19 protein-coding genes and 1 pseudogene are annotated in these 24,259 nt (G+C 67.1%); 11 read left to right on the top strand and 9 right to left on the bottom strand.

Features of this window, described 5'->3' with window-relative positions; translation table 11 throughout:
* Positions 1–54: 54 nt before the first annotated feature.
* A complete protein-coding gene (locus CSW63_RS06940; protein WP_062095722.1) occupies positions 55–603 on the top strand; it encodes a hypothetical protein in 549 nt (182 codons plus the stop codon).
* Between the two features lie 132 nt (positions 604–735).
* On the opposite strand, the gene carB is transcribed toward CSW63_RS06940, so the two are convergent.
* The 3 genes from carB to CSW63_RS06925 all read right to left on the bottom strand — a co-directional run bounded on the left by carB (position 736) and on the right by CSW63_RS06925 (position 5,728).
* Entirely contained in the window at positions 736–4,035 is a 3,300-nt protein-coding gene (gene carB / locus CSW63_RS06935; protein ID WP_062095724.1) for a carbamoyl-phosphate synthase large subunit, read from the bottom strand.
* 180 nt (positions 4,036–4,215) lie between these two features.
* A complete protein-coding gene (locus tag CSW63_RS06930; protein ID WP_099503858.1) occupies positions 4,216–5,388 on the bottom strand; it encodes a patatin-like phospholipase family protein in 1,173 nt (390 codons plus the stop codon).
* 130 nt (positions 5,389–5,518) lie between these two features.
* Positions 5,519–5,728, bottom strand: coding sequence for a cold-shock protein (locus CSW63_RS06925; protein ID WP_062095728.1), 210 nt, complete (start codon positions 5,726–5,728; stop codon positions 5,519–5,521).
* Positions 5,729–6,069: 341 nt separating this feature from the next.
* Here CSW63_RS06925 and CSW63_RS23335 point away from each other — a divergent pair, with 341 nt between their 5' ends.
* Positions 6,070–6,222: a hypothetical protein gene (locus CSW63_RS23335; protein ID WP_156447764.1), complete on the top strand. Its 153-nt coding sequence runs from the start codon at positions 6,070–6,072 to the stop codon at positions 6,220–6,222.
* A 5-nt stretch (positions 6,223–6,227) separates the two neighbouring features.
* Here the strand turns inward: CSW63_RS23335 and CSW63_RS06920 are convergent, their stop codons facing one another.
* Together CSW63_RS06920 and pgsA are read right to left on the bottom strand one after the other, a co-directional pair.
* The gene (locus CSW63_RS06920; protein ID WP_062095730.1) at positions 6,228–8,009 is read right to left on the bottom strand and encodes an SLC13 family permease; all 1,782 of its coding nucleotides are present in this window, start codon (positions 8,007–8,009) and stop codon (positions 6,228–6,230) included.
* A 176-nt stretch (positions 8,010–8,185) separates the two neighbouring features.
* Positions 8,186–8,803 carry a CDP-diacylglycerol--glycerol-3-phosphate 3-phosphatidyltransferase gene (pgsA, locus tag CSW63_RS06915; protein ID WP_062095733.1) on the bottom strand — a complete coding sequence of 206 codons (618 nt, stop codon included), beginning with the start codon at positions 8,801–8,803 and terminating at the stop codon, positions 8,186–8,188.
* A 164-nt stretch (positions 8,804–8,967) separates the two neighbouring features.
* Between pgsA and CSW63_RS06910 the strand changes: the two genes are divergently transcribed.
* From CSW63_RS06910 to CSW63_RS06900, 3 genes and pseudogenes are all read left to right on the top strand, one after another.
* On the top strand, positions 8,968–10,638 hold the full coding sequence (locus CSW63_RS06910; protein ID WP_099503860.1) for a sensor histidine kinase: 1,671 nt from the start codon (positions 8,968–8,970) through the stop codon (positions 10,636–10,638).
* A pseudogene (locus CSW63_RS06905) lies at positions 10,638–11,542 on the top strand (kinase). The gene CSW63_RS06910 and the pseudogene CSW63_RS06905 overlap by 1 nt, the downstream one beginning before the upstream one ends.
* Before the next feature lie 10 nt (positions 11,543–11,552).
* Positions 11,553–11,993 carry a hypothetical protein gene (locus CSW63_RS06900; RefSeq protein WP_062095737.1) on the top strand — a complete coding sequence of 147 codons (441 nt, stop codon included), beginning with the start codon at positions 11,553–11,555 and terminating at the stop codon, positions 11,991–11,993.
* Between the two features lie 66 nt (positions 11,994–12,059).
* Here the strand turns inward: CSW63_RS06900 and CSW63_RS06895 are convergent, their stop codons facing one another.
* Positions 12,060–14,975 carry a TonB-dependent receptor domain-containing protein gene (locus CSW63_RS06895; protein WP_062095739.1) on the bottom strand — a complete coding sequence of 972 codons (2,916 nt, stop codon included), beginning with the start codon at positions 14,973–14,975 and terminating at the stop codon, positions 12,060–12,062.
* Between the two features lie 704 nt (positions 14,976–15,679).
* Between CSW63_RS06895 and nadA the strand changes: the two genes are divergently transcribed.
* The gene (gene nadA / locus CSW63_RS06890) at positions 15,680–16,780 is read left to right on the top strand and encodes a quinolinate synthase NadA (protein WP_168193619.1); all 1,101 of its coding nucleotides are present in this window, start codon (positions 15,680–15,682) and stop codon (positions 16,778–16,780) included.
* A 137-nt stretch (positions 16,781–16,917) separates the two neighbouring features.
* On the top strand, positions 16,918–18,429 hold the full coding sequence (locus tag CSW63_RS06885; protein WP_062095743.1) for an L-aspartate oxidase: 1,512 nt from the start codon (positions 16,918–16,920) through the stop codon (positions 18,427–18,429).
* Between the two features lie 20 nt (positions 18,430–18,449).
* Here the strand turns inward: CSW63_RS06885 and CSW63_RS06880 are convergent, their stop codons facing one another.
* A complete protein-coding gene (locus tag CSW63_RS06880; protein WP_062095745.1) occupies positions 18,450–19,046 on the bottom strand; it encodes a hypothetical protein in 597 nt (198 codons plus the stop codon).
* 71 nt (positions 19,047–19,117) lie between these two features.
* On the opposite strand from CSW63_RS06880, the gene CSW63_RS06875 reads away from it, so the two are divergent.
* Together CSW63_RS06875 and nadC are read left to right on the top strand one after the other, a co-directional pair.
* On the top strand, positions 19,118–19,747 hold the full coding sequence (locus tag CSW63_RS06875) for a TetR/AcrR family transcriptional regulator (protein WP_062095747.1): 630 nt from the start codon (positions 19,118–19,120) through the stop codon (positions 19,745–19,747).
* Complete coding sequence (nadC, locus tag CSW63_RS06870; protein ID WP_099503865.1) at positions 19,729–20,586, top strand: carboxylating nicotinate-nucleotide diphosphorylase; 858 nt, start codon at positions 19,729–19,731, stop codon at positions 20,584–20,586. Before CSW63_RS06875 ends, nadC begins: the two co-directional genes overlap by 19 nt.
* Before the next feature lie 150 nt (positions 20,587–20,736).
* Here nadC and CSW63_RS06865 read toward each other — a convergent pair whose 3' ends face one another.
* Both CSW63_RS06865 and CSW63_RS06860 read right to left on the bottom strand, forming a co-directional pair.
* Positions 20,737–21,153, bottom strand: a complete 417-nt coding sequence (locus CSW63_RS06865; RefSeq protein ID WP_062095749.1) for an MAPEG family protein — start codon at positions 21,151–21,153, stop codon at positions 20,737–20,739.
* Positions 21,154–21,243: 90 nt separating this feature from the next.
* Positions 21,244–21,753: a lipocalin family protein gene (locus CSW63_RS06860; protein WP_062095750.1), complete on the bottom strand. Its 510-nt coding sequence runs from the start codon at positions 21,751–21,753 to the stop codon at positions 21,244–21,246.
* A 173-nt stretch (positions 21,754–21,926) separates the two neighbouring features.
* On the opposite strand from CSW63_RS06860, the gene ahpC reads away from it, so the two are divergent.
* Both ahpC and ahpF read left to right on the top strand, forming a co-directional pair.
* The gene (gene ahpC, locus CSW63_RS06855; RefSeq protein WP_062095751.1) at positions 21,927–22,490 is read left to right on the top strand and encodes an alkyl hydroperoxide reductase subunit C; all 564 of its coding nucleotides are present in this window, start codon (positions 21,927–21,929) and stop codon (positions 22,488–22,490) included.
* Positions 22,491–22,642: 152 nt separating this feature from the next.
* Positions 22,643–24,226 (top strand): alkyl hydroperoxide reductase subunit F, encoded by a 1,584-nt coding sequence (gene ahpF / locus CSW63_RS06850; protein WP_062095753.1) that lies wholly within the window; start codon positions 22,643–22,645, stop codon positions 24,224–24,226.
* The last annotated feature ends 33 nt before the right edge of the window (positions 24,227–24,259 follow it).

Here is a 24,259-nt window from a genome sequence, read left to right as displayed (position 1 = left end):
CTTGTAAAATCTGAAAGCACCGCCACTCTCCCCTCCGAGGGAGAGGTACAGGTCATGGCCATTTCAGATTTTGGCGCCCGACGCACGCGCGCTTCGGCGGCGGCGCTGCTCATGTCGACGATCGCCGTGTTCGGCGCGCTGGGCGCGATGGGCGCGATGGTGCTCACCGGCGTCGACCTCGCGAAGTTCGAGCGTGAGAACGCCGACCTGCCGCCGCCCTCCCCGGCGCAAGCCGCGCGCTACGCGCCGCTGGCCCGAACCAACTGGCGGATCATCCACGCCAATCTCGAAGCGCGCTTGCAGCAGTCCAGCCCGCTGGAACTCGGCGCGGTATGGTCCACCCGCACGGGCCGCATCTGCGGCCTCGTCAATGGCCGGGGCAGCTTCGGCGGCCTCACCGCCATGGCGCGGTTCTACACGGTGGACCAGCAGCCGGTGTTCCACCGCGACATCGACCATCTGAGCTTTCAGCACGAATGGTTCCAGTGCCGGCGTGACCCGTACGTGATGCTGCACCAGGGCACGATGGAGCCCGGCTTCTGCGGCACGGAGCTGGGCCGGCGGCGGTGTTATGCGGTGAAGAACGGGGTACGGGTGGAGTGAGCGAAAGCGCCCCCTCCACCGCTTCGCGGTCCCCCTCCCCCGTTATACGGGGGAGGATGGGTTTCCTCCTCACCCGCATGGCGGGGGAGGTGGCGCGGTGCGAAGCGCCGTGACGGAGGGGGCGCTGCCGACCTACTCCGCCGCGTAACTCTGCAGCGGACGCACGTCCAGGGCCTCGGCCGGGGCGCCGGCGATGGCCTGGGCGGCGGCCAGGGCGCCCGCCGAGGTCGTGTAGTACGGCACCTTCATCATCAGGGCCGTGCGGCGGATCTCGAAGCTGTCTTCCAGGGCCTGCTTGCCTTCGGTGGTGTTGAACACCAGCTGCACGCCGCCGTTCTTCATCACGTCGACGATGTGCGGACGGCCCTCGAGCACCTTCTTCACGTGCTCGACCTGGACCCCTTGGGCCGCCAGATAGGCTTGCGTGCCCTCGGTCGACAGCACCTTGAAGCCGGCCGCCTGCAGCAGCTTCACCGGCTCCACGATCCAGGGCTTGTCGCTTTCCTTGACCGAGACGAAAGCCGTGCCCTTGGTCGGCAGCTTCACGCCGCCGCCCAGCTGGCTCTTGGCGAAGGCGCGGGCGAAGGCCGGGCCCATGTCGGCCTCGCCGTCGCGCTTCCAATCCAGGCCCATGACTTCGCCGGTCGAGCGCATTTCCGGGCCCAGCACCGTGTCGACGCCGGCGAAGCGGGCGAACGGGAAGACCGCTTCCTTGACCGCGATGTGGTCGTAGGGAACGTCCTTGAGACCAAAGCTGGCGAGCGTCTCGCCGGCCATGATCTTGGCGGCGATGGCGGCGACGGGCTGTCCAATCGTCTTGGCGACGAACGGCACGGTGCGCGAGGCGCGCGGGTTCACTTCCAGCACATAGATGCGCGGGGCGTCGCTGTGCGGCTCCTCGATGGCGAACTGCACGTTCATCAGGCCGCGCACATTCAGCGCCAGGGCCATCTGCACCGTCTGGCGCTTCAGCTCCTCGACGGTTTCGGCCTTCAGCGAGAAGGGCGGCATCGAGCACGCCGAGTCGCCCGAGTGGACGCCGGCTTCCTCGATGTGCTCCAGCACGCCGGCCACGAACACGTCCTTGCCGTCGCACAGGGCGTCGACGTCGACTTCCGTGGCGCGGCTCAGATAGTGGTCCAGCAGGATCGGGTGCTCGAGCGATATCTCGCCGGCGCCGGCGATGTAGCGCTCCATGGCCTCGTGATCACGGATGATCTCCATGCCGCGGCCGCCCAGCACGTAGGACGGACGCATCACGAACGGGAAGCCGATCTTCTCGCCTTCCGCGCGGGCTTCGTCCCAGCTGCGGGCGATGGCGTTTTCCGGCTGGGCGATGTTGAGGCCGTTCAGCAGCTGCTGGAAGCGTTCGCGATCCTCGGCCAGGTCGATGGCGTCGGGGCTGGTGCCCAGGATCGGCACGCCGGCCTCTTCCAGGGCGTGGGCCAGCTTCAGCGGGGTCTGGCCGCCGAACTGCACGATGACGCCGGCCAGCTCGCCCTTGCTCATTTCAACGTGGAGCAGCTCCAGCACGTCCTCGGCCGTCAGCGGCTCGAAGTACAGGCGGTCGGAGGTGTCGTAGTCGGTCGAGACGGTCTCGGGGTTGCAGTTGACCATGATCGACTCCACGCCGATCTGGTCCAGCGCAAACGCCGCATGGCAGCAGCAGTAGTCGAACTCGATGCCCTGGCCGATCCGGTTGGGACCACCGCCCAGGATCACGGCCTTCTTGGCCGCCGACGGGTCGCTCTCGCACTCGGGGACCTGGCCCAGGGCGCCGAACTCGTAGGTCGAGTACATGTAGGGCGTGGAGGCCAGGAACTCGCCGGCGCAGCTGTCGATGCGCTTGAACACCGGGCGCACGTTCAGGGCCTGACGCGCGGCGCGCACGGCCTTCTCGGTCGAACCGGTCAGCTTGGCCAGACGCGCGTCCGAGAAGCCTTGCGCCTTCAACTCGCGGAAGCCTTGCGCGGTCTTCGGCAGGCCGCCGGCCTTCACCCAGCCTTCCTGGCGGACGATCTCGGCGATCTGGCGCAGGAACCAGGGCTCGTAGGAGCAGGCGGCGTTGACCTCTTCCACGGTCAGGCCGTGGCGGAAGGCCTGGGCGATGACACGCAGACGGTCGGGCGTGGGCGTGCCGAGCGCGCGGATCACCGCGGCCTTGCCGTTGTCGGGATCATCGGCGCCGTCGATCAGCACCTCGTCGAAGCCGACCAGGCCGGTCTCCAGGCCGCGCAGGGCTTTCTGGACGCTTTCCTTGAAGGTGCGGCCGATGGCCATGACCTCGCCGACCGACTTCATGGCCGTGGTCAGCAGCGGCTCCGAACCCGGATACTTCTCGAAGGCGAAGCGCGGGATCTTGGTGACGACATAGTCGATGCTGGGCTCGAACGAGGCCGGGGTCGCGCCGCCGGTGATGTCGTTCTTCAGCTCATCCAGGGTGTAGCCGACGGCCAGGCGCGCGGCGACCTTGGCGATCGGGAAGCCGGTGGCCTTCGAGGCCAGGGCGGACGAACGCGACACGCGCGGGTTCATCTCGATGACGACCATGCGGCCGTCCTTCGGATTGACGGCGAACTGCACGTTCGAGCCGCCGGTCTCCACGCCGATCTCGCGCAGCACGGCGATCGAGGCCGCGCGCATCCACTGGTATTCCTTGTCCGTCAGGGTCAGGGCCGGGGCGACGGTGATCGAGTCGCCGGTGTGGACGCCCATCGGGTCGATGTTCTCGATCGAGCAGACGATGATGCAGTTGTCCGCCTTATCGCGGACGACCTCCATCTCGTACTCCTTCCAGCCCAGGACGCTCTCTTCGACCAGCACCTCGGTGGTCGGCGAGAGGTCGAGGCCGCGCTCGACGATCTCTTTGAATTCCTCGACATTGTAGGCGATGCCGCCGCCGGTGCCGGCCAGGGTGAAGGACGGGCGGATGATCGCCGGCAGGCCGACGAACTCCAGGCCTTCCATGGCCTCTTCCAGCGTGTGGCAGGCGCGCGAGCGGGGCGATTCCAGGCCCAGCTTGTCCATGGCGTCGCGGAACTTCTGGCGGTCCTCGGCCTTGTCGATGACCTCGGCCTTGGCGCCGATCATCTCGACGCCGAACTTGGCCAGCACGCCCTGCTCTTCCAGGGCCAGCGCGGTGTTCAAAGCCGTCTGGCCGCCCATGGTCGGCAAGAGCGCGTCGGGGCGCTCCTTCTCGATGATCTTGGCGACCATCTCCGGGGTGATCGGCTCGATATAGGTCGCGTCGGCCACGTCCGGATCGGTCATGATCGTGGCGGGGTTCGAGTTGACCAGGATGATCCGGTAGCCCTCGGCGCGCAGCGCCTTACAGGCCTGGACGCCCGAATAGTCGAACTCGCAGGCCTGACCGATGACGATCGGCCCCGCGCCGATGATCAGGATCGAGGAGATGTCTGTTCTCTTGGGCATGGCTAACTCGCGCAAAGACACGGTCGCGCACATCCGCGCGCCCGCTGTCGACCATCTTGCAGGTTAAGGCGCCCGTGTAGAGACGGAGTCGGTTTGGCGCAACCCCGCATCTTGACGCGCGGTTAACACCCGCCCGACCGAACAGTGTTCACGCGGCTTAGCGGCCCCCGCAGCCTCGGATCAAGACGCGCGATCGGCGGACTTGGCCTCGCTCGTCGGGTCGGTCGGCTTGACCCAGGCCGCGCCGGACTTGCCGAGGTCGTAGCCCAGCTTGAACAGCGCCCGCCGGCCTTCCGACGCGAAATCCAGGCCCGAGAAGTCGCCCTTGGCGTCATCGGGGATGGCGGTGTAGCGAAACACCCCGCCGTTGCGCCGCGTGAAAGCGGCGTTGGCGGTGAGGTGGGTACGCATCTGGGCCTTGTTCATGGCGATCCAGGAGCGGCCCACGATCGACAGGGCGTCGCCCTTGGTGAAGCCGAAGCCGCCGTCGATCTGGCCGTTGACGATCACCGACACCTCGCCGGGCCCGCTCTGGTCCTGGCCGGGCAGGATTGACAGCAACAGGGTCTCGGGCGCGACGAAGAACGGCGTGGTGACGCTGCCGTCGACATGCATCTCCGAGAGCGTGCGATTGGGCCCTTCCACCTCGATCAGGCTGGGCGGGAAGACGCCCGGAATGCTGGCTGACGCGACCAGCACCTCGCGGAACAGCCGCAGGGCCGCCGCGTCGCCGCGCGAGGCGATCGCGCCCATGTCCCAGATCATCGCCTGTTCGGTGTCGAGGTTTGTGGTGGCGATCATCAAGCGCCTGCCCTTGGCGTGCTCGATGGCCACCGCATAGAGCAGCGGCGGGTCGACATACTTGGCCACGAGGTCACGCAGGGCGTTGTTGCGGAAGATGCTGGCCGTGAAGAACAGGTCCAGGCCCCGCCTCTCCAGAATTCGGTCCGCCGCTTCGCTGGTGTAGGCTTCGGTCAGGCGGCGATCCCAATCCTTGCCCAGAAAGGCGAAAGGCGCGGTCAGAGCGCCAGTGGAGACGCCGGTGACGATATCGAAGTCGGGGCGGTTCCCCGCCTCCGTCCAGCCCACCAGAATCCCGGCCCCATAGGCGCCGTTCGAGCCGCCGCCCGAGATCGCCAGCACATTGACCTTGCGGCCGGCGGTGTGGCGATGGACGTCCTGCGCGAACTTGAGGCTGGCGACGGGGTCGGCGGCGCTGAACCGCACATCGGAGAGTCCTTGCGGCGCCACGGCGCCCAGGTCCTGGGCCGTAAAAGCCTCGCGCGACACGGTCCCGCAGGCCGACAAAGCGAACGCCAGTATCAGGGCGGCCAGGAGGCGAAAGGCCCGCATGGAAAGCGTCTCCGAAAAGGCTGGACGATGATTAGCCCCCCCGGTCGTGCGAGGGAATGACCCAAACGAAAACAGGCCGGCGCAAGCGCCGGCCTGTCGTCTTTTCGAACCTGTTGGCTCGCTGCGGGCTTTAGGCCGCTTGCAGCTGGCCGGCCGAGGTCTTGCCGCTGCGGCGGTCGACTTCGGGCTCGTACGAGATCTTTTGGCCTTCGTTCAGCGAACCCAGACCCGAACGTTCAACGGCCGAGATGTGGACGAAGATGTCCGAACCGCCGTTGTCGGGTTGGATGAAGCCGAAGCCCTTGGTGGAGTTGAACCACTTCACGGTTCCAGTCGCCATGGGGATGTTCCTTGTAGGCATAGGTGTTCGTCGTCCGGAACGCCCGGTCGACGATCAAATTTCGTTGGAAGTTCGGTAGGCGCGTCCGGCGCTCCTGATCCAGGAGCAAGGAATAGCAGGCCGAGCGGCAGCGAATTCGATGCGACCATAAATACGAAATTTCTGGAGATATCAAGGGAAATACCGTCGCAGGTCTTTTTACTCATTTCTCCAGATCGCGAATTCTATCGAGAATATTTCCCTGCCGCGCTGAACGGCCGGCGCGTTCCGACACCTTAAGGGCCTTGCCAGACTCATATTTGCAATTCATTCTCAAGTGCATCATCGCGAAGGAGACGACGATGGTTCTGCGAATGACCGGCGCGAGTTGGCTGGCCTCGATGATGCGAGCCGAGCGGGAAGAAAACGGCGAGCCCGGCGACGACGCCTGGCTGCTGTTCGGCCCCAGCGACCCGGCGGTGGTCGAGCCTCGCGACGCCCCATCGGACGAGTAACGCGCCTACCCCGTGAACGGCCAGATCCACGCGATCAGCCACGGCGCGATCAACAGGATCAGGATCGTCAGCGGCGCGCCGAGGCGCGCATAGTCACCAAAGCGATAGCCGCCCGGTCCGAGCACCAGGGTGTTGCATTGGTGGCCCACGGGGGTCAGGAAGTCGCATCCTGCCCCCACCGCCACGGCCATCAGGAACGGATCGGGCGACAGGCCCAGGCGCTGGGCCACGCCCATGCCGATCGGGGCGGCGATCAGCACGGTAGCGGCGTTGTTCAGGAACGGCGTGGCGGCCATGGCCACCGCCATCATCGCCGTCAGGGTGACGAGCGGCGGCAGGCCGTGGAACGCCCCCGACAGCCAGGCCGCGATCAGATCGGCGCCGCCGGTCTTCTGCACCGTATCGCTGACCGGGATCAGCGCCGCGACCAGCACCAGCACCGGCGGCTCCAGCGCGGCATAGGCCTCGCGCATCCGCAGCGCGCCCGTGGCGACGACCAGGACGGCCGCCCCGAAGAAGCCCGCCGCCACCGGCACGACGCCTGTGGCGACCAGGGTCATGGCCACGGCCAGGATGATCACTGGCAACAGGGCGTGACGCACACCGCCCAGACGCACCTCGCGTTCGGCCAGCGGCAGCAGACCCAGCGCCTGCAGGGCGTTGGGCAGAGAATGCTCGCCGCCCTGCAGGACAAGGATGTCGCCCGCCCGCAGGCGGATCGTCGCCAGGCGCCCCGCCAGCCGATGACCGCTGCGCGACACGCCCAGCAGATTGACGCCATGGACGTGGCTGAGGGTCAGGCTGCGGGCGGATTCGCCGATCAGATCGCTCTCGCCGCCGATCACGGCCTCGACCACGCGCACCTCGTCGGTCGGTTCGCTCATCGCCACAGGGCGGTCGGCGTCGCTGAGCCGCAGCTTGGCCGCGACGATCAGTTGGTTGAGCTCTTGCTGCTCGCCTTCCAGCAGCAGGATGTCGCCGGGATGGATCTTGGCGTTGGCGTGCGGCGACTCCAGACGCTTGCGGCCGCGCAGGATGGCCACGACCGACACCGCGCCGTCGGCGGCCCTCTTCAGCGCGCCCACCGTATCAGCCTGGAAGGTCCAGTCGTCAGGGACGGCGACTTCGGTCACATAGGCCTTGGCGGCCAGGGCCGCGTCGACATCGATCGCGGCCTGGCGCGAGCGCGGCAGCAGACGATAGCCGACAGCCAGATAGGCGATGGCGATCAGGGTCAGGATCCCGCCGACCGGCAGGAAGTCGAACATCTTGAAGGGCTGGCCCAGGGCCTCCTGACGCACCTCCGACACGATGATGTTAGGCGAGGTGCCGACCAGAACCGCCAGGCCGCCCACCAGCGAGCCGAACGCCATCGGCATCAGCAGGCGTCCGGGCGGCACGCCGGTACGCTTGGCGATCTGCAAGGCGCTGGGGATCATCAGGGCCAGCGCCCCGACGTTCTTAGTGGCCATCGACAGCACGGCCGTCGCGCCGGCCAGAACGGGCACTTGGCTGCGCTCGTCCTTCAGCTTGGGCAGCAGCGGCGCCATGACCATGTCGACGAAACCGCTGCGCGCGACCGCCGCCGACAGCACCAGAGCGCTGGCGATGATGATCACGATGTCGTTGGCGAAGCCCTCGAACGCCGCCTTTACCGGGATCAAGCCCAGCGCCATGCCGACAGCCAGGGCTCCGAGGGCGATCAGATCATAGCGCCAGCGCCCCCAGATAAAGGCGATCACGGTCGCGCCGATCAGCGCGAAGGCAAGGCTCTGCTGCAATGTCACGAAAGGGGTTCCCCGAAGCTACGCCATCGGGAAACGGGCGAGAACTAAACGGGTTCAGTGGTGTTCTGAACCCGTCTTCCAAAGGAAGAGGGAAGGGTCGAGGCGAAGCGGTGGGCGGGTGAGCAACCACGTGGAGTCCCCCCCGCACTCACCCCATGGCTGACGCGCTTCGCGCGCTAAGCCAGCGCCTTGCGGGCCGCTTCCCAGTATTGCGCGCCAGTGACCAGGGTCACCACGGTGGCCAGCCACAGCAGGCCGTGGGCGAACAGCGTGAACCCGCCCACTAGGCCGGGCTCCTGCGGCAGGCCGAAGGCCGCCCACGAGGCTAGGATCATCTCGGCGCCGATCGCCACCAGTTGCAGGGTGGTCTTCCACTTGGCCAGCAGGGTGACCGGCAGCTTGACGCCCTTGCTGGCGCCGACCTCGCGCAGGGCGCTGACCGTGAACTCCCGGAACAGGATCAGGCCGGCCGGCAGTACGACCATCGGATTGGGACCCAGGGCCATCAGCCCCAGCAGCGCGCCGCAGACCAGGATCTTGTCGCCGATCGGGTCGAGAATCGCGCCCCAGACGCTCACAGCGTCCAGCTTGCGCGCGAGCCAGCCGTCGAAGAAGTCGGTGATCGCGGCGACGGCGAAGGCGTAGAAGGCCCAACGCTCCAGGCGCAGCTGGCTCTCGGCCGTCAGCTGTTCGCTAACATACGGCACGGCGCCGGCGGCGGCGGCCAGGGCCACGAACATGAACAGCGCCATGACAAGGCGCGAGCTGGTCAGGATGTTGGGCAACGCTTTCATACGCGTCTCATAACGCACAAAACGGGGAGAGGGATACCTGGCCGCGCAGCCAAACCCGCCGCGCATTAACCCAAGCTCCTGATTTTTCGGACGCGAGCCCCTGCACGCTCGGCTATACAGACCCGGAGAGCGGCACGGCGCTCTCGTCGCGGCGGGCGCCAGGAATGCCAGGGCTCGAAAGGGCGAAAGACGGCCAGCGACGACGCGCCAACTCGGTGCGCGGCCGCTTGGTGCTGCTGACCATCAGTCTGCTGGTTCCAGCCCTGCTGTCGATGGGCTTCCTTCTGGCCCGGGCGGACCGCGAGTCGCGCGGACAGCTCTATCAGCAGCTCGTCACCACCGCCCGCGCCCTGAGCGGCGCCGTCGATCGTCAGGCCGCGACGGGAATCTCGGTGGCCGAGACCCTGGCCACCGACCAGGCGCTAATCAACGGCGACTGGGCCGCATTCCACGCCCGCGCGCTGCGGGCCATGCACAACCGATCGGGCTGGATCGTGGTCGCCGACGCCAACGGTCAGCAGGTGCTGAACACGCGCGTGCCCTACGGCAGCCCTCTGCCTCGCATCAAGCGCATGCCAGACGAGGCCCGAGCCTACGCAGCGGGGCGCAGCAAGGTCTCTGACCTTCTGGAAGGCCCCGTAGCCGGCAAACCCGTCATCACCGTCGGCACGCCGATCACGGTTCAGGGTCAGTTCTACGTTCTGTCCTATGTGGTCGACTCCGCCTCCTTCACCTCGGTCTTCCGTCAGCAGCGCGTGCCCGACCGCTGGGTGGCCACGCTGCTCGACAACAAGCGGCGCGTCATCGCCCGCTCGCGCCTGAACGACAAATTCACCGGCGCCCTGGCGTCCAAGGACATGGAGGAGAACCTCCGCCGCTCCACCGAAGGGGTGAACAAGAGCGTTTCCCTAGAGGGCGTGCCCACCATGGTGGCCTATACCCGCTCGCCGCAGACGGGCTGGACGCTGGTGGTGGCCATCCCGCGCGACGAGCTGGCCAGCACCGTCAACCGCGCGGTGGCGGTGGGGACGGGCGTGTTCCTGCTGCTGCTGGGGCTGGGGATCTGGCTGGCCCTGGTCTATTCAGGACGCATCAATCAGGACATGCGCCGCCTGGTCCATGACGCCTCGGCCATCGGGCGCGGAGAGCCCCTGCCGCCGGCGCCGGGCGACAGCCTCGAGGAGATCGCCGCGGTCCATGACGCCCTGCGCACCGCCTCTCAGGAGCTGCAGGCCCGCGAGGAGCGCCAGGGTGTCATGATCAACGAACTGAACCACCGGGTGAAGAACACCCTGGCCACGGTTCAGGCCCTCGCCCGCCAGACCTTCGCCAAGACCGAGGGCGCGCCGCTGAACGTCTTCACCGAGCGCCTGGTCGCCCTGTCCGGCGCTCACGATCTTCTGACCCGCACCGGCTGGCGCGAGGCCGACATGGCCGCCCTGATCGAGGCCAGCCTTGGCGCCCATGTCGATCGGGTGGACCGCTCAGGCCCCGCCGTGGCCCTGGCCCCGCACACGGCCGTCGGCCTGTCGATGGTGTTCCACGAACTGGCCACCAACAGCGCCAAGTACGGGGCGCTGTCGGCCCCGAACGGACGTGTCGAACTGACCTGGCGCCGCGATCCGCTGACCGACACGCTGAGCTTTGTCTGGCGCGACGTGGGCGGTCCGCCGGTGACACCGCCCACGACGCCGGGCTTTGGCACCCGGCTGATCGAAAGCTCGATCCGCCGCGAGCAGAAGGGCGAAGCCCGCTTCGATTTCCAGGTCGACGGCCTGATCTTCGAGGCCTCCTTGCCACTGCCAGACGCGGTGCGATGGACGAACCCGCTCTGATGAGCGCGCCGTCGGGCGAAGAAACCGCCCTGCTCGCCGCGTTCATGGGCGACGAGGGGCTGCCGCCCCGCTTCGCCGATCTGGCCCGGAGCCTTCATCTGCCCCTGGCGCGCCGTGTCGGCGACTGGGCCCGGACGCGCGGGCGTACGCCCCTGGTGGTCGGGATTTGCGGCCCCCAGGGCGCCGGCAAATCGACCCTGACGCTGTTGCTGACGCAGCTTCTGAAGACCCAGGGCCTGCGGACCGCCAACCTGTCGATCGACGACCTCTATCTGCCGCGCGAGGCTCGTGAGCGCCTGGCGCGCACCGTTCATCCCCTGCTCCAGACGCGGGGGTTCCGGGCACGCACGATCCGGCGATGGGCCTGGCGCTGTTGGATGCGCTGGGGCGCCCCGGCGCTGTCGCCCTGCCCCGCTTCGACAAGGCCGCCGACGATCCCGCGCCACCGGTGACGTGGCCGGTGTTTGAAGGCCCCGCTGATGTCGTGCTGCTGGAGGGCTGGTGCGTGGGCGCCCGTCCGCAGGCCCCGAGCGCCCTCGTCGCGCCGGTCAACGCCCTGGAGGCCGACGAAGACCCGCTCGGCGTCTGGCGCGCCTTCGCCAACACAGCTCTGGCAGACGCCTATCGCCCCCTGTTCGCGAGGCTGGACCGCCTGGTGCTGCTGACCGCGCCGGACTTCGAGACGGTTCGCGCCTGGCGCGGCGAGCAGGAGACGAGGTTGCGGGCGCGCCTGACCGCGGAAGGCCGAGACGCTGGCCGGACCATGGACGCCGCCGCGCTCGACCGCTTTCTGTCACACTATCAGCGCCTGACCGAATGGATCGCCGAGGATCTGCCCAGGATCGCCGATATCGAGGTGCGGCTCGACGAAAGGCGCTGGCCGATCGGCAAGCGCGGCCTCTAACATCGCCGCCATGCCTGCCTACTCCAACGCCGAGATCGCCGCCCTCGCCGAGCGTCTGCTGGATCACACCCTGCCCAAGGCCGAGTGGACCCACGCCGCCCACCTGATAGCGACCCTGCGGCTGGTCCGCACCCGCGACGCGGGCCTTGAGCGCGACCTGCCGGCCATCATCCGGACCTACAATGTCGCGGTCGGCGGGGTGAACGACGACCAGAGCGGCTATCACGAGACCATCACCCAGGCCTACCTGGCCGCGATCCGCGCCTTCGCCGCCGCTCTGCCGCCCGGACTGGACGACGCCGAGGCCGCGCGCCGTTTGCTGGCGACGCCGCTGGGCGACAAGGACTGGCCCTTGAGCCACTGGTCTCGCGAGCGCCTGTTCACGCCGCAGGCGCGCCGCGGCTGGGTCGCTCCAGACTTGAAGCCGCTCGAGCACACGCCGGCCGTTTGACGCGCAAAGAAGAAGGGCCGGCCCCTTTCGGAGCCGGCCCTTCAACGCACCCATGGGCGGTTTGGTCTAGTATTCGAAACGCACACCCACCTTGAACGTACGGCCGATCAGACCGGCGTAGTGGAAGGTGGTCAGGAAGTTCGGAGCCGAAGCGTAAGCCCCCGGCGCGATCGGCGCCTTCTTGTCGAAGACGTTGCCGACATTGGCGTAGAGTTGCACGCCGTCCTTGATCTGCGCCGTGGCGTTCATGTCCACGTTGATGAACTTCTTGATCGTGCAGAACTTGCTGGCGACAGCGGCATTGCCGGTGGCGTAAGGGTTGCCCGCGACGCAATCGGTGCTGCCGTTGGTGTCGGCCGCGACAGACTTGATGCTACCCACATAGTAGGCCGTGGCCGACAGGGTATACTTGTCACCGAAAGCCAGCGTGTTCTGCCAATTGCCCTTCCAGTCCGGCGTGCCGTTACCCGACGACAGGTCGTACGGGCCCAGCGTGCCAGCGTACTTCTGCACTTCCGTGGCCGTGTGCAGGTCGTACTTGAGCAGGTGGGTGACTTCGACGCGGCTGGTCAGCTTGATGTCGTCGGTCAGATTGAACTTGCCGGTGGCCGAGAAATCCACGCCCGCCGTGGCCGCGTAGTTCGCGTTGACGTAGGGAACGTTGATGATCAGCACGCGCGGCTGCGCCGTCGGGAACAACGGGTCCGGCGCATCGACGACGTTACACGAGTAGCCAGCGCCCACGGCGGCCACCGCCGCGCAACCCGCAGTCTGGTTGCCGGCCGCATAGTAGGCCGCCACGGCCTTCGACACGTCCGGACCGGCGACGATCAGGTCGGACTTTTTCACGTTGTAGTAGTCGACCGTGAGGCTCAACCACCGGGTCGGCTCGACGATGGCGCCCAGCGTGAAGCTACGCGACTTCTCCGGCTTCAGGTTCGGGGAGCCCGCGACGCCGCGACCCAAGCTGTAGGCCTGCGAGTAAGGGTTGGTCGAACCACCGTGAGCAGCCTGGAACGCCGCCGGCGGGGTGGTGGTCACGAAGCCGGCGTATTGCGAGCGCGGGCCCGATTCAGCAAAGGTCGGCGCGCGGAAGCCCTTGGAGTAGGTGCCGCGGAACGCCAGTTGCTTCATCGGGGTGAACTTCGCGCCGAACTTCGGCGAGAAGTGGCTGAAGCCTTCCGAATAGTCGTCATAGCGGCCAGACAGGTTCAGTTCGAGCGTGTCGTGGACCGGCGCGGCGATTTCGAAGAAGGCGGCCTTGACCGTGTGCTTGCCGAAGGCCGAAGCCGTTGTCAGGCCATAGGTGTCGAGACGGGCGTTCTGGTTGTTGTTTTCCAGGACTTCCTTGCGCGCCTGGACGCCGACGGCCAACTGGGCGTCCCCGCCCGGCAGGGCGAACAGCCGCTTGGTGATCGAGGCGTCGATCGCCATCAGCGACGAGTGCGACGGCGTGATCTTGTCCGGCGAAATCGCGTTCCGCACGGCGGCGCTGTTCTGCGTCGGATCGACGAAGTTGTACGAGCCGGTGTTGATCGCCGTCATCAGACTGGCGATGTTGATCAGCCCGTGCTGGGTCAGCTTCAGATTGTCGCGAGCGCCGACGGCTTCCACACGCCAGTTCCAGTCATCGCCGAACGAACCGTTGAAGCCGATCGTGCCGCGGATGACCTCGTTATCACGCTCGCTGCCGCCAGGGATGTCGCCGAACAGGTAGTAGATCCGCGCAGCGCCGTTGGCCGGGTCAGCTGCGAAGGCCGCCGCGAACGGGTTGTTCGGGTTCAAACGACGGTCCGGAGCGGTCGAACAATTGACGCCCGCCGGGCAGATCCACACCGGCAGGACGATGCCGGGGTTCGACGAGGCCAGGGCGGGCGCGCCGCCGAAGGGCTGGGTGTTCCGGATAGCGGCTGGCAGACCCTTGATGTTGACGTAGCTCTTCGAGTAGCTGCCGGTCGCGTAGCCCTCGACGTTTTCGTTCAGGCGGAAGCTCAGGCGGCCGTTGAAGGCGTAGCGCTTTTGCTTCGGCGCGATCTGGCGATAGGAGTCGACGAGGTTCCACCGGCAGCCAGTGCCATTGGCCGAGGCCGACGTCTGGGTGAAGGTGCCGTTGGCGCAGTTCAGGTTCAGCGACTGGTACGAGGTGGTCAGTGGCGAACCGGCCTTGCCCGACAGGGGGTTGTTCAGGTCCGACTGGCTGACGCGCGTCACGACGGCGTTCGGCGTTGCGGTGGTCAGCGATTGGTCGGCCGTATTGTTGTCCAGGCCGCCGATCGAGCTCAGGTCCTGAGTGTTGTAGGGGAAGCCACGGCTGTGGTTCGAGACCCGGCCGTTGGTCTGGTACTCGGCGTTGACGTACACGTTCCAGCCGGTTTCGGCGTAGTCACCATAACCCAGCGTGATATCGGCGCGACGATGTTCGGCGTCGCCACGATCACTTTCGCCGGCTTCCATGCTGCCTTTGACGCCGACAAACTGCTTCTTCAGCTTCAGGTTCACCACGCCGCCGATGGCGTCGGCGCCGTAAGACGACGAAGCGCCATCTTTCAGCACTTCGATGCGTTCGATCAGGCTGAACGGGATCGAGTTCAGGTCGACATAGGCGTTATGGCCGTCGTCGTTGATCGGGAAGTTGGTTGAGCGCAGGCCGTCAACCAGCACGAGGGTCGACGAGACGCCCAGGCCGCGCAGTGAAACGGCCGAACCACCGGCCGAGAAGCCCGTCTGGAAGCCGGTGCCGATCGAGCCCGCGCCGTCGGCGGAAATGGAGCGAATGGCGTCCGCAGCGGTCGCGATACCCGCGCGCGCCAGGTTTTCCGACGTCAGCACGGTGACCGGCGACGGGGTCTCTGTATCGGTGCGGCGGAACAGCGAACCGGTAACGACAACTTCCTCGACTTGCGTCTGTTCAGCGTTCTGGCCGGTCGGCGCAGTCTGCGCGGCGACTTGACCGGCGGCCAGCAGGGCCACGCCGCAGATCATGGTGGAAGCGAACAGTCGCCTCCGGATCGAGTTCGTATTCAAGGTTGTTACTCCCCAGCATTTCCACGCACCAACTGGTGTGCGCCCCCAGGCTCTCGAAGTGGAGCCAGACGGCCGGAGCTACGGACTGAATCTAAATTAGGTCAACAAACATCACAGCGATGAAACGGGATGAAAAATTCCTGTCTCATTAAAGTCACATGATTAATTCCACTTAATATTGATAGACCGATCCGCTAGCCGTAATTTCCAAATATTATTGATATAGATCAAATATCGATCGCGCGCCGCTCACATCGAGAAACGATGCGCCAAAATCTTATACTTCATTGGATAGCTCAGCTTTTCCCGGCGCTACATCGCGATGTGGATGCACGTTTCTCGCGAACCAGGACGTATTGAGAGATTTTTCTTCCACATTACGCGCCTGTAAGGAATTTTTCTCGCACCTAGCTATACTTAGTCAGCCTGGAGCGAAGAATTCTTTCACCTCCCCTCCCCGCGGCGCTCTTGAGCGGAAAATGCGGTCAGCTCGGCCAAGAAGCCCGTTTGCTTTCCGCCGAGCAGACGCTATATGTGTCGCTCGTCAGTTATGCTCATTTTTAGCATAACCCCGACGCCGGATCCTGATCGGAACGCCCGAGACGGTCCCGGCGTTTTTTGAGGCCCTGGTAATGCTCACTTTGAGCATAACGGAGGATCAGATGGCTGACGGCTTCGCCGCCCCCCACGCGTTCAAGGGGGAATTCACCGCCGAGATCGAGGCGCAGACCGCGTCGATCTGGGAGAAGGTCAAGCATCACGTCACCCCGATGGAGTGGCGCGTCCAGGCCCCGCTGATCGTCGAGATCAACCGCCTCAAGCGCGAGAAGAACGCCGCGATCCTGGCTCACAACTACATGACGCCGGACATCTTCCACGGCGTGGGCGACTTCGTGGGCGACAGCCTGGCGCTGGCCAAGGAAGCCGCCAAGAGCGACGCCCAGATCATCGTCCAGGCCGGCGTCCACTTCATGGCCGAGACCAGCAAGGTCCTGTCGCCGCAGAAAAAGATCCTGATCCCGGACCTCAAGGCCGGCTGCTCGCTGGCGTCCTCGATCACCGGCGCCGATGTGCGGCTGATCAAGCAGCGCTATCCGGGCGTGCCGGTCGTGACCTATGTCAACACCACCGCCGACGTGAAGGCCGAGACCGACATCTGCTGCACCAGCGCCAACGCCGTGCAGGTGGTCGAGTGGGCCGCCAAGGAATGGGGGACCGACAAGGTCATCCTGATCCCCGACGAGTTCCTGGCCCGCAACGTCGCGCGCCAGACGGACGTCAAGATCATCGCCTGGGCCGGTCACTGCGAGGTGCACAAACGTTTCACCGCCCAGGACATCGCCGACATGCGCGCGGCCTGGCCGGGCGCCGAGGTGCTGGCTCACCCCGAATGCCCCGCCGAGATCCTGGAAGCCGCCGACTTCGCCGGCTCCACGGCGGCGATGAACGACTATGTCGCCGCCAAGAAGCCGGCCCAGGTGGTGCTGATCACCGAATGCTCGATGGCCAGCAACGTCCAGGCCGAAAGCCCGGCCACCCAGTTCATCGGCCCCTGCAACATGTGCCCGCACATGAAGCGGATCACGCTGCAGAACATCTACGACGCCCTCGTGCACGAGCAGTATGAGGTCACGGTCGACGCCGACATCCTCGACCGCGCGCGCCTGGCCGTGCAGCGCATGATCGACCTGCCCCCGCCGGCCGTGCCGGCGCGTTACGACCTGGTGAAGGCCAAGCACCATGTGGATGTGGAGCTGATTTGACGGGTGGCTTCCTTCCTCCTTGCGGGGAAGGTGGCCGCGCAGCGGTCGGATGGGGGTGTGAGCTGTGACCTTCAAGGTCAGCGCCGACACCCCCACCCCAACCCCTCCCCGCAAGGGGGTGGGGAGTGGAGAGTGAAATGATCGAACGCATCATCTTCAACGGCCCCGTCATCCTCGGGGCAGGTCTGGCTGGCCTCACCGCCGCGCTCGCCGCGAAGACGGCGCTGGTGCTGTCGCCCACGCCGCTGGCGACCGGCTGCTCCAGCGCCTGGGCTCAGGGCGGGATGGCCGCAGCGCTGTCGGCGGAAGACTCTCCCGTGCTGCACGCCGCCGACACCATCGCCGCCGGAGCGGGTCTGTGTGATCCCAAAGCCGTCGAGCTCCTGACTACCGAAGGCCCCCGGGCTGTCCGCGACCTCGCCGCCCTCGGCGCGCCGTTCGACCGCAAGCCGGACGACAGCTTCGTCCTCAGCCTGGAAGCCGCCCACGCCAAGGCTCGCGTCGCCCGGGTCGGCGGCGACGGGGCCGGCGCGGCGATCATGGCCGCCGTCGTGGCGGCGGTGCGCGCGACGGCGACGATCAACATCCGTGAAGGCGCCCGAGCCCGCCGCTTGTTGCAAGACGCCACCGGCCGCGTGGTTGGCGTGCTTGCCGAGATCGACGGCGCCTTGGTCGAGATCCGCAGCCCCAGCGTTATCCTTGCGACCGGCGGCGTCGGCGGCCTCTACGCCGTGACCACCACGCCCGCCCAGGTGCGCGGCGAGGGTCTGGGCCTGGCCGCGCTGGCCGGTGCGATGATCGCCGATCCGGAGTTCGTGCAGTTCCACCCCACCGCCATCGACATCGGCCGCGATCCCGCCCCCCTGGCCACCGAGGCCCTGCGCGGCGAGGGCGCGATCCTGCGCAATATCGACGGTCGCGCCTTCATGGCCGATTATCACCCGGCCAAGGAACTGGCGCCGCGCGACGTGGTGGCCCGTGCGATCCACGCCGAGCGCGCGGCCGGTCGCGGCGCATTCCTCGACGCCACACAGGCCGTGGGCGAGCACTTCCCGCACGAATTCCCGGCTGTGTTCGAGGCTTGCATGAGCGCCGGCGTCGATCCGCGCCAAGCGATGATCCCGGTCACGCCCGCTGTCCACTATCACATGGGCGGAGTGGCCACCGATCTTGACGGCCGCGCTAGTCTGGCTGGCCTGTACGCCGCCGGCGAATGCGCCTCGACCGGCGTCCAGGGCGCGAATCGGCTGGCGTCCAACAGCCTCTTGGAAGCGGCCGTCTTCGGGGCCCGCGCCGGTCGCGCAGCGGCGACCGAAGGTGCGGCAGGCCAAGAGCCGGTCAGCCTCGCCCCCCTGCCCGACCTGCCCGAGGCCGCCCTGCAGGGCTTGCGACAGGCGATGAGCCGCGACGCGGGCGTGATCCGCGACGCTTGGGGCCTGACCCGCCTGCTCACCCAGGTCGAGGCGCTGGAGGCCGCGCACGGTCCCTGCCCGACCGTGGTCGCCGCGCGCCTGATCGTCGACGCCGCCCTCGCCCGGCGTGAAAGCCGGGGCGGGCACTATCGCTCTGACTTCCCGGCCAGCGGCGAGGCTGTGCGAACCTTCGTGACGCTGGAGGCCGCCGGAGCGCTGCGCCGGCGGGCGGCTTGAACCCTTCCTGCGCCGTCCGTTCAGGCGGCCTGAACCGCTCGGCCGCGCCGGCTCCGCCAGGCGGCCAGCTTCACGCCGATCGCCAGCAGGATCAGGCCAAGGGCCGGGATCGCCAGCATCGGCATGGACTTGAGCCGCCCCACATAGCTGTTGGTGAAGACCAGCAGGATCGCCAGCCCGCCCACCGTGTGCAGGGCCTTCCAGCGCGAGCGGCCCAGCCAGCGCACCGCAGCGTCATGGGACGTCGCGGCCATGGCGGCGACCATCAGATAGACAAAGCCCCCCGCATAGACGGTGATCATCGGCGCCTCATGCCCGAAGATGCGCAGCGTGATCAGGATGAACACCAGATGCGCGCCGTGGGCGGCGGCGAAGGACAGCCCCACCGCGCGACGCCGGCGCAGCAACGCCGTGCGCCAGCCGCCCGGAACCAGCGTCGCCCAGGCCGACGCTGTCCAGGCCAACAGAAAGATCGGAAAGGCGAAGCGGGCCGTCAGGCGCGTGGCCATCAGGGCGCCGTCCAGAGTCCAGCCCCCGCCCGTCGCGAAGCCGAGCGCGCCGACCGCCAAGCCCGCCACAAAGGTCGCCGCCACCATGGCGGGCGTCGAGATCTTCATGTCGCCATCTCCCCGGATTTCGCGCGCCTTGGCGCTTGTCATACCGAGAGTATGAGGATCATACCGTGAGTATGACGTCAAGCCATTCCCCGCTCACCAACCGTCAGCGCCTGATCGCGCAGGCGCGCGCCATGTTCGCCGAGCGCGGCTTCGAAGGTGTCTCGGTCGACGACATCGCCGCCGCCGCCGGCCTGACAAAGGGGGCGGTCTACTATCAGTTCAAGGACAAGACCGACCTGTTCCGAGCGGCGTGCGAGGCGGTGCTGGCCGATGTCCGCGACCGGGTCGAGACCGCCAGCATGGGCCAGTCCAGCCATCACCTGGACGAGATCGTCATTGGCGCGGACCGCCTCTACGACGCCTATGACGCGCCCGACGCCCGCCGCCTGCTGCTGGTGGATGGCCTGACCGTGCTGGGCGTCGACGGCTGGATCGCTCTGCAGGAGCCGGTCGGCGTGGGGCTGATCGCCCACGCCCTGGGACATCTGGCCGACAAGCGCCTGATCGAGCCCGATGTCGTCCCGGCCCTGGCCCACCTGCTGTTCGGCGCCTTCGTTCAGGGCGTGCTTCGGGTGGCCGCCTCGGCCGATCCCGAGGCCGCAGGGGTCGAGGTCCGCCGCGCCACCCGCACCCTCACCCAAGCTCTGCTTTCGGGCGCCGGCGCGCCCCTGAAGGAAACCCAATGGCTGCCGTTGACTTGAGCCCCCTGCCCGACCTGCTCGTCCGCCCGATCGTCGACCTGGCCCTCGCCGAGGATCTGGGCCGTGCGGGAGACATCACCGGGCAGGCCTGCATCGACGCGGACGCGCGACTGTCGGTCGCCTGGGTCAGCCGCCAAGACGGGCGCGTTTCAGGACTGTCTTGCGCGCGGCTGGCGCTGGCGGCGGTGGACCCGACCGCCACCTTCGAAGTGGTCACGCCCGACGGCGCCGACGTCACGCCGGGCGCGGTTCTGGCCCGCGCGGAAGGAAACGCCCGCGCCGTGCTGATCGCCGAGCGCACGGGGCTCAACCTGCTGGGCCGGATGTCTGGCATCGCCACCCTGACGCGGGCCTATGTGCGCCTGGTCGAAGGCACGGGCGCCACCATCGTCGACACCCGCAAGACCACCCCAGGCCTGCGGGCGCTGGAGAAGTACGCGGTACGCTGCGGCGGTGGGGTCAACCACCGCTTTGGCCTGGATGACGCGATCCTGATCAAGGACAACCACGTCGCCGCCTGCGGCGGGGTCGGCGAGGCGGTGCGCCGCGCCCGGACCCACGCCGGCCACCTCGTCAAGGTCGAGGTCGAGGTCGACGGTCTCGACCAACTGGAAGAGGCCCTCAAGCACGGTCCCGACGTGGTGATGCTGGACAATTTCAGCCTCGCCGACCTGCGCGCCGCCGTAGCCCTGGCCAAGAACCGGGCGGTGCTGGAGGCTTCCGGCGGGGTGAACCTCACGACCGTGCGGGCCATCGCCGAGACCGGCGTGGACGTGATCAGCGTCGGGGCGCTGACGCACTCGGCGCCGGTTCTGGATATTGGGCTGGACGCCAACTAGGCGCAGGGCGGGCCTTAGTAAAAACACGTGTCATCCCGGACGGCCCGCAGGGCCGATCCGGGACCCAGGGGTTGCAACCGCGCAGCGCCCGCCGCCCCTGGGGTCCCGGCTCTCCGCGCTACGCGCTACGGCCGGGATGACACGGATTTTCTAGAACAGCTTCATCAGCTCGCGGATGACCATCGCCGCCAGGACGCCGGTCGACAGCACGAAGACCAGGAACCGCAGCGCCACCAGATTGACCGTGGTCTGCACCAGGCTGTGAACCACCCGCAGGCCGACATAGACCCAGGCGAAATGCACGGCCATGCCGTCGGCGTGGCCGGCCACCTCGATCGCCAGCGCTGCGGCGTAGAAGATGGTCGGCTGCTCCATCAGGTGGTTGTAGTTGTCGGCCGCCTGACGGGCAGCGTCGGGCAGCTTGTCCAGCGAGCCCGGAAACCGAGCGTCCTGCGGCTTGATCCCGGCCTTCTGCATCGCGGGGATCCGTTGGACATACATCCAGACCCAGATCACCAGCGACCACGCCACCAGCGCCATCACCGGCGCGACCATTGAAGTTTGCAAGACGCCCTCCCAGGCTTTGTTCTTTCCTGGGAGGGATCAGATCAGACAACGGCGTTTGCTGAAAGTGTGACGCAGAGGGAAGCCCGCCGGCTACCGCCCGACGGGCGGCGGCGCCGGGTATTCGATCTCGCCTTGGTAGCCGAGGGCGCGGGCCCGATCCGTCATGCTCTTCAGCAACTCGGGCGAGGCTGGCGCACGCGTGTAGAGGAAGATTTTGCGGCGGTCAGGGCTGGCCGAGATGAACCAGGCGCCGGCCGGGTCCTGATCCAGCACCTCGTAGCGCCAGGTGACGAACGGCAGGTATGAAACCTTGAGGCGGCGGTTGACGCCCGGATCCTCGATGACGCCGTCGCCCTTGATCGCCTTGCGCTTGCCGTCGACGCCGCCCTGGCGGCAATCGTCCTCGACCGCCACACGGCGTTCGTCAACGCGCCTGTAGACCGTGGTGGCGGCTACGCAGCCCTTGGTGATGCGCATCGGCGTGCGGCCCACCTCCATCCAGACCCCCGAATAGTGACGGGCGGGGTCGATGAGCGGCGTTTGGGGTTGCGCTGCAGCAGCCTGGGCCAGAGCGAAAAGAGCAAAAGCGGTGTTCAGCATGGGGTCACCTCCTGCGAGGCGATACGCGCCAGCCCTTACGCTGGACGGATCTTGACCGTAATCAAGCCCCTTCAGAATATAGATGAAACCTATTCCATCCAGAAGTTTTATCAATTGGATCGATTGTGCGGCGCATTATAGACAGCGCCCATCCTTTCCAACCGGAGCGCCTCATGTCGCTGATCAACACCGAGATCAAACCCTTCACCGCCCAGGCCTACAAGGACGGCAAGTTCGTCACGGTCACCGAAGCCGACGTGAAGGGCAAGTGGTCGGTCTTCTTCTTCTATCCGGCCGACTTCACCTTCGTGTGCCCGACCGAACTGGAAGACCTGGCCGATAACTACGACGTGTTCACGCGCCTGGGCGTCGAGATCTATGCGGTGTCGACCGACACCCACTTCTCGCACAAGGCCTGGCACGATAGCTCGCCGGCGATCGGCAAGATCAAGTACACGATGATCGGCGATCCGTCGGGCCAAGTGACCAACAACTTCGAGATCATGCGTCCGGGCGTCGGCCTGGCCGACCGCGGCACCTTCCTGGTCGACCCGCAAGGCGTCATCCAGTTCATGGAAGTCACCGCCGAGGGCATCGGCCGCAACGCCATCGAGCTGCTGCGCAAGATCAAGGCCGCCCAGTACGTGGCCAGCCACCCGGGCGAAGTCTGCCCGGCCAAGTGGGAAGAGGGTGAAAAGACCCTCGCCCCGTCGCTGGACCTGGTCGGCAAGATCTAAGTCTGACGAGACCTGGCCGCCGCTCCGCTTCCAGCCCGAGGCGGGGCGGCGCGCCCTCTACCCGAGCTACCCGATCGTTCGCCGCGTTCGATCCCCTCCCCTTCGACAATCGAACGCCCTTTCTACTCCCCCAGCCAACCAGGGAGCCCGCCATGCTGGACGCCGGTCTGAAAGCCCAACTGACCACCTATCTGCAGAACCTGCGCCAGCCGATCGCGCTCGTCGCCTCGCTGGACGACTCCCAAGGCTCGGCCGAGATGAAGGCCCTGCTGGAGGACGTCGCCTCGACCTCCGACAAGGTCAGCGTGACCTTCGACGGCGCCGACGCTCGCAAGCCCTCGTTCGCCATCACCCGCGCGGCGGGCGATGCTGACGTGCGCTTCGCCGGCCTGCCGCTGGGCCACGAGTTCACATCGCTGGTGCTGGCGCTGCTGCACGTGGGCGGCCACCCGCCGCGCCTCGACGCCGAGGTGATCGAGCGCATCAAGGCCCTGGACGGCGACTACAGCTTCGAGACCTACTTCTCGCAGTCGTGCCAGAACTGCCCCGACGTGGTGCAGGCGCTGAATACGATGAGCGCGCTCAACCCGCGCATCCGTCACGTCGCCATCGACGGCGCTCTCTTCAAGGCCGAGGTCGAGGCGCGCCAGGTCATGGCGGTGCCGACCATCCTGCTGAACGGTCAGCCGTTCGGCCAGGGCCGCATGGACGTCGAACAGATTCTGGCCAAGCTGGACACCGGCGCGGCCGACCGCATGGCCGAAAAGATCAAGGCCAAGGACGCCTTCGACGTTCTGGTGGTCGGCGGCGGGCCCGCCGGCGCGGCCTCGGCGATCTACGCCGCCCGCAAGGGCATCCGCACCGGGGTCGCGGCCGAGCGCTTCGGCGGCCAGATGCTGGACACCATGGACATCGAGAACTTCATCTCGGTGCCGCACACCGAAGGCCCCAAGCTGGCCACCGCCTTGGAACAGCACGTCAAGGACTACGAAGTCGACGTGATGAACCTGCAGAAGGCCGTGGGCCTGATCCCGGCCAAGACGCCGGGCGGCCTGCACGAGATCAAGCTCGAGAACGGCGCCAGCCTGAAGTCGCGCACGATCATCCTGTCGACCGGCGCCCGCTGGCGGAACGTCAACGTGCCCGGCGAGGCCGAGTACAAGAACAAGGGCGTGGCCTATTGCCCGCACTGCGACGGCCCGCTGTTCAAGGGCAAGCGCGTGGCGGTGATCGGCGGCGGCAACAGCGGCGTCGAGGCGGCCATCGATCTGGCCGGCATCGTCGCTCACGTCACGCTGATCGAGTTCGACAGCCAACTGCGCGCCGACGCCGTGCTCCAGCGCAAGCTGGCCAGCCTGCCGAACGTCAAGATCGTCACCTCGGCCATGACCACCGAGATTCACGGCGACGGCTCCAAGGTGAATGGCCTGACCTACAAGGACCGCAACAGCGACGCGCCCCACCGCGTCGACCTGGAAGGCGTGTTCGTGCAGATCGGCCTGGTGCCCAACACCGAATGGCTTAAGGACTCCGGCGTGGCGCTGTCGCCGCGCGGCGAGATCGAGGTCGACTATCGCGGCGAAACCACGATCCCCGGCGTCTTCGCCGCCGGCGACGCGACGGTGACGCCCTACAAGCAGATCATCATCGCCATGGGCGAAGGCGCCAAGGCCTCGCTCTCGGCGTTCGACTATCTGATCCGCCTGCCTGCGGCGGAGGCTGCGGAAGCGGCTTAAGGGCCGTCCCTCGCGAGATTGCATTGAGGCCGC

The organism is Caulobacter sp. FWC26 (genome assembly GCF_002742645.2).
In the GTDB taxonomy this organism is placed as follows: domain Bacteria; phylum Pseudomonadota; class Alphaproteobacteria; order Caulobacterales; family Caulobacteraceae; genus Caulobacter.
This window is presented reverse-complemented; position numbering and strand designations above follow the sequence as displayed.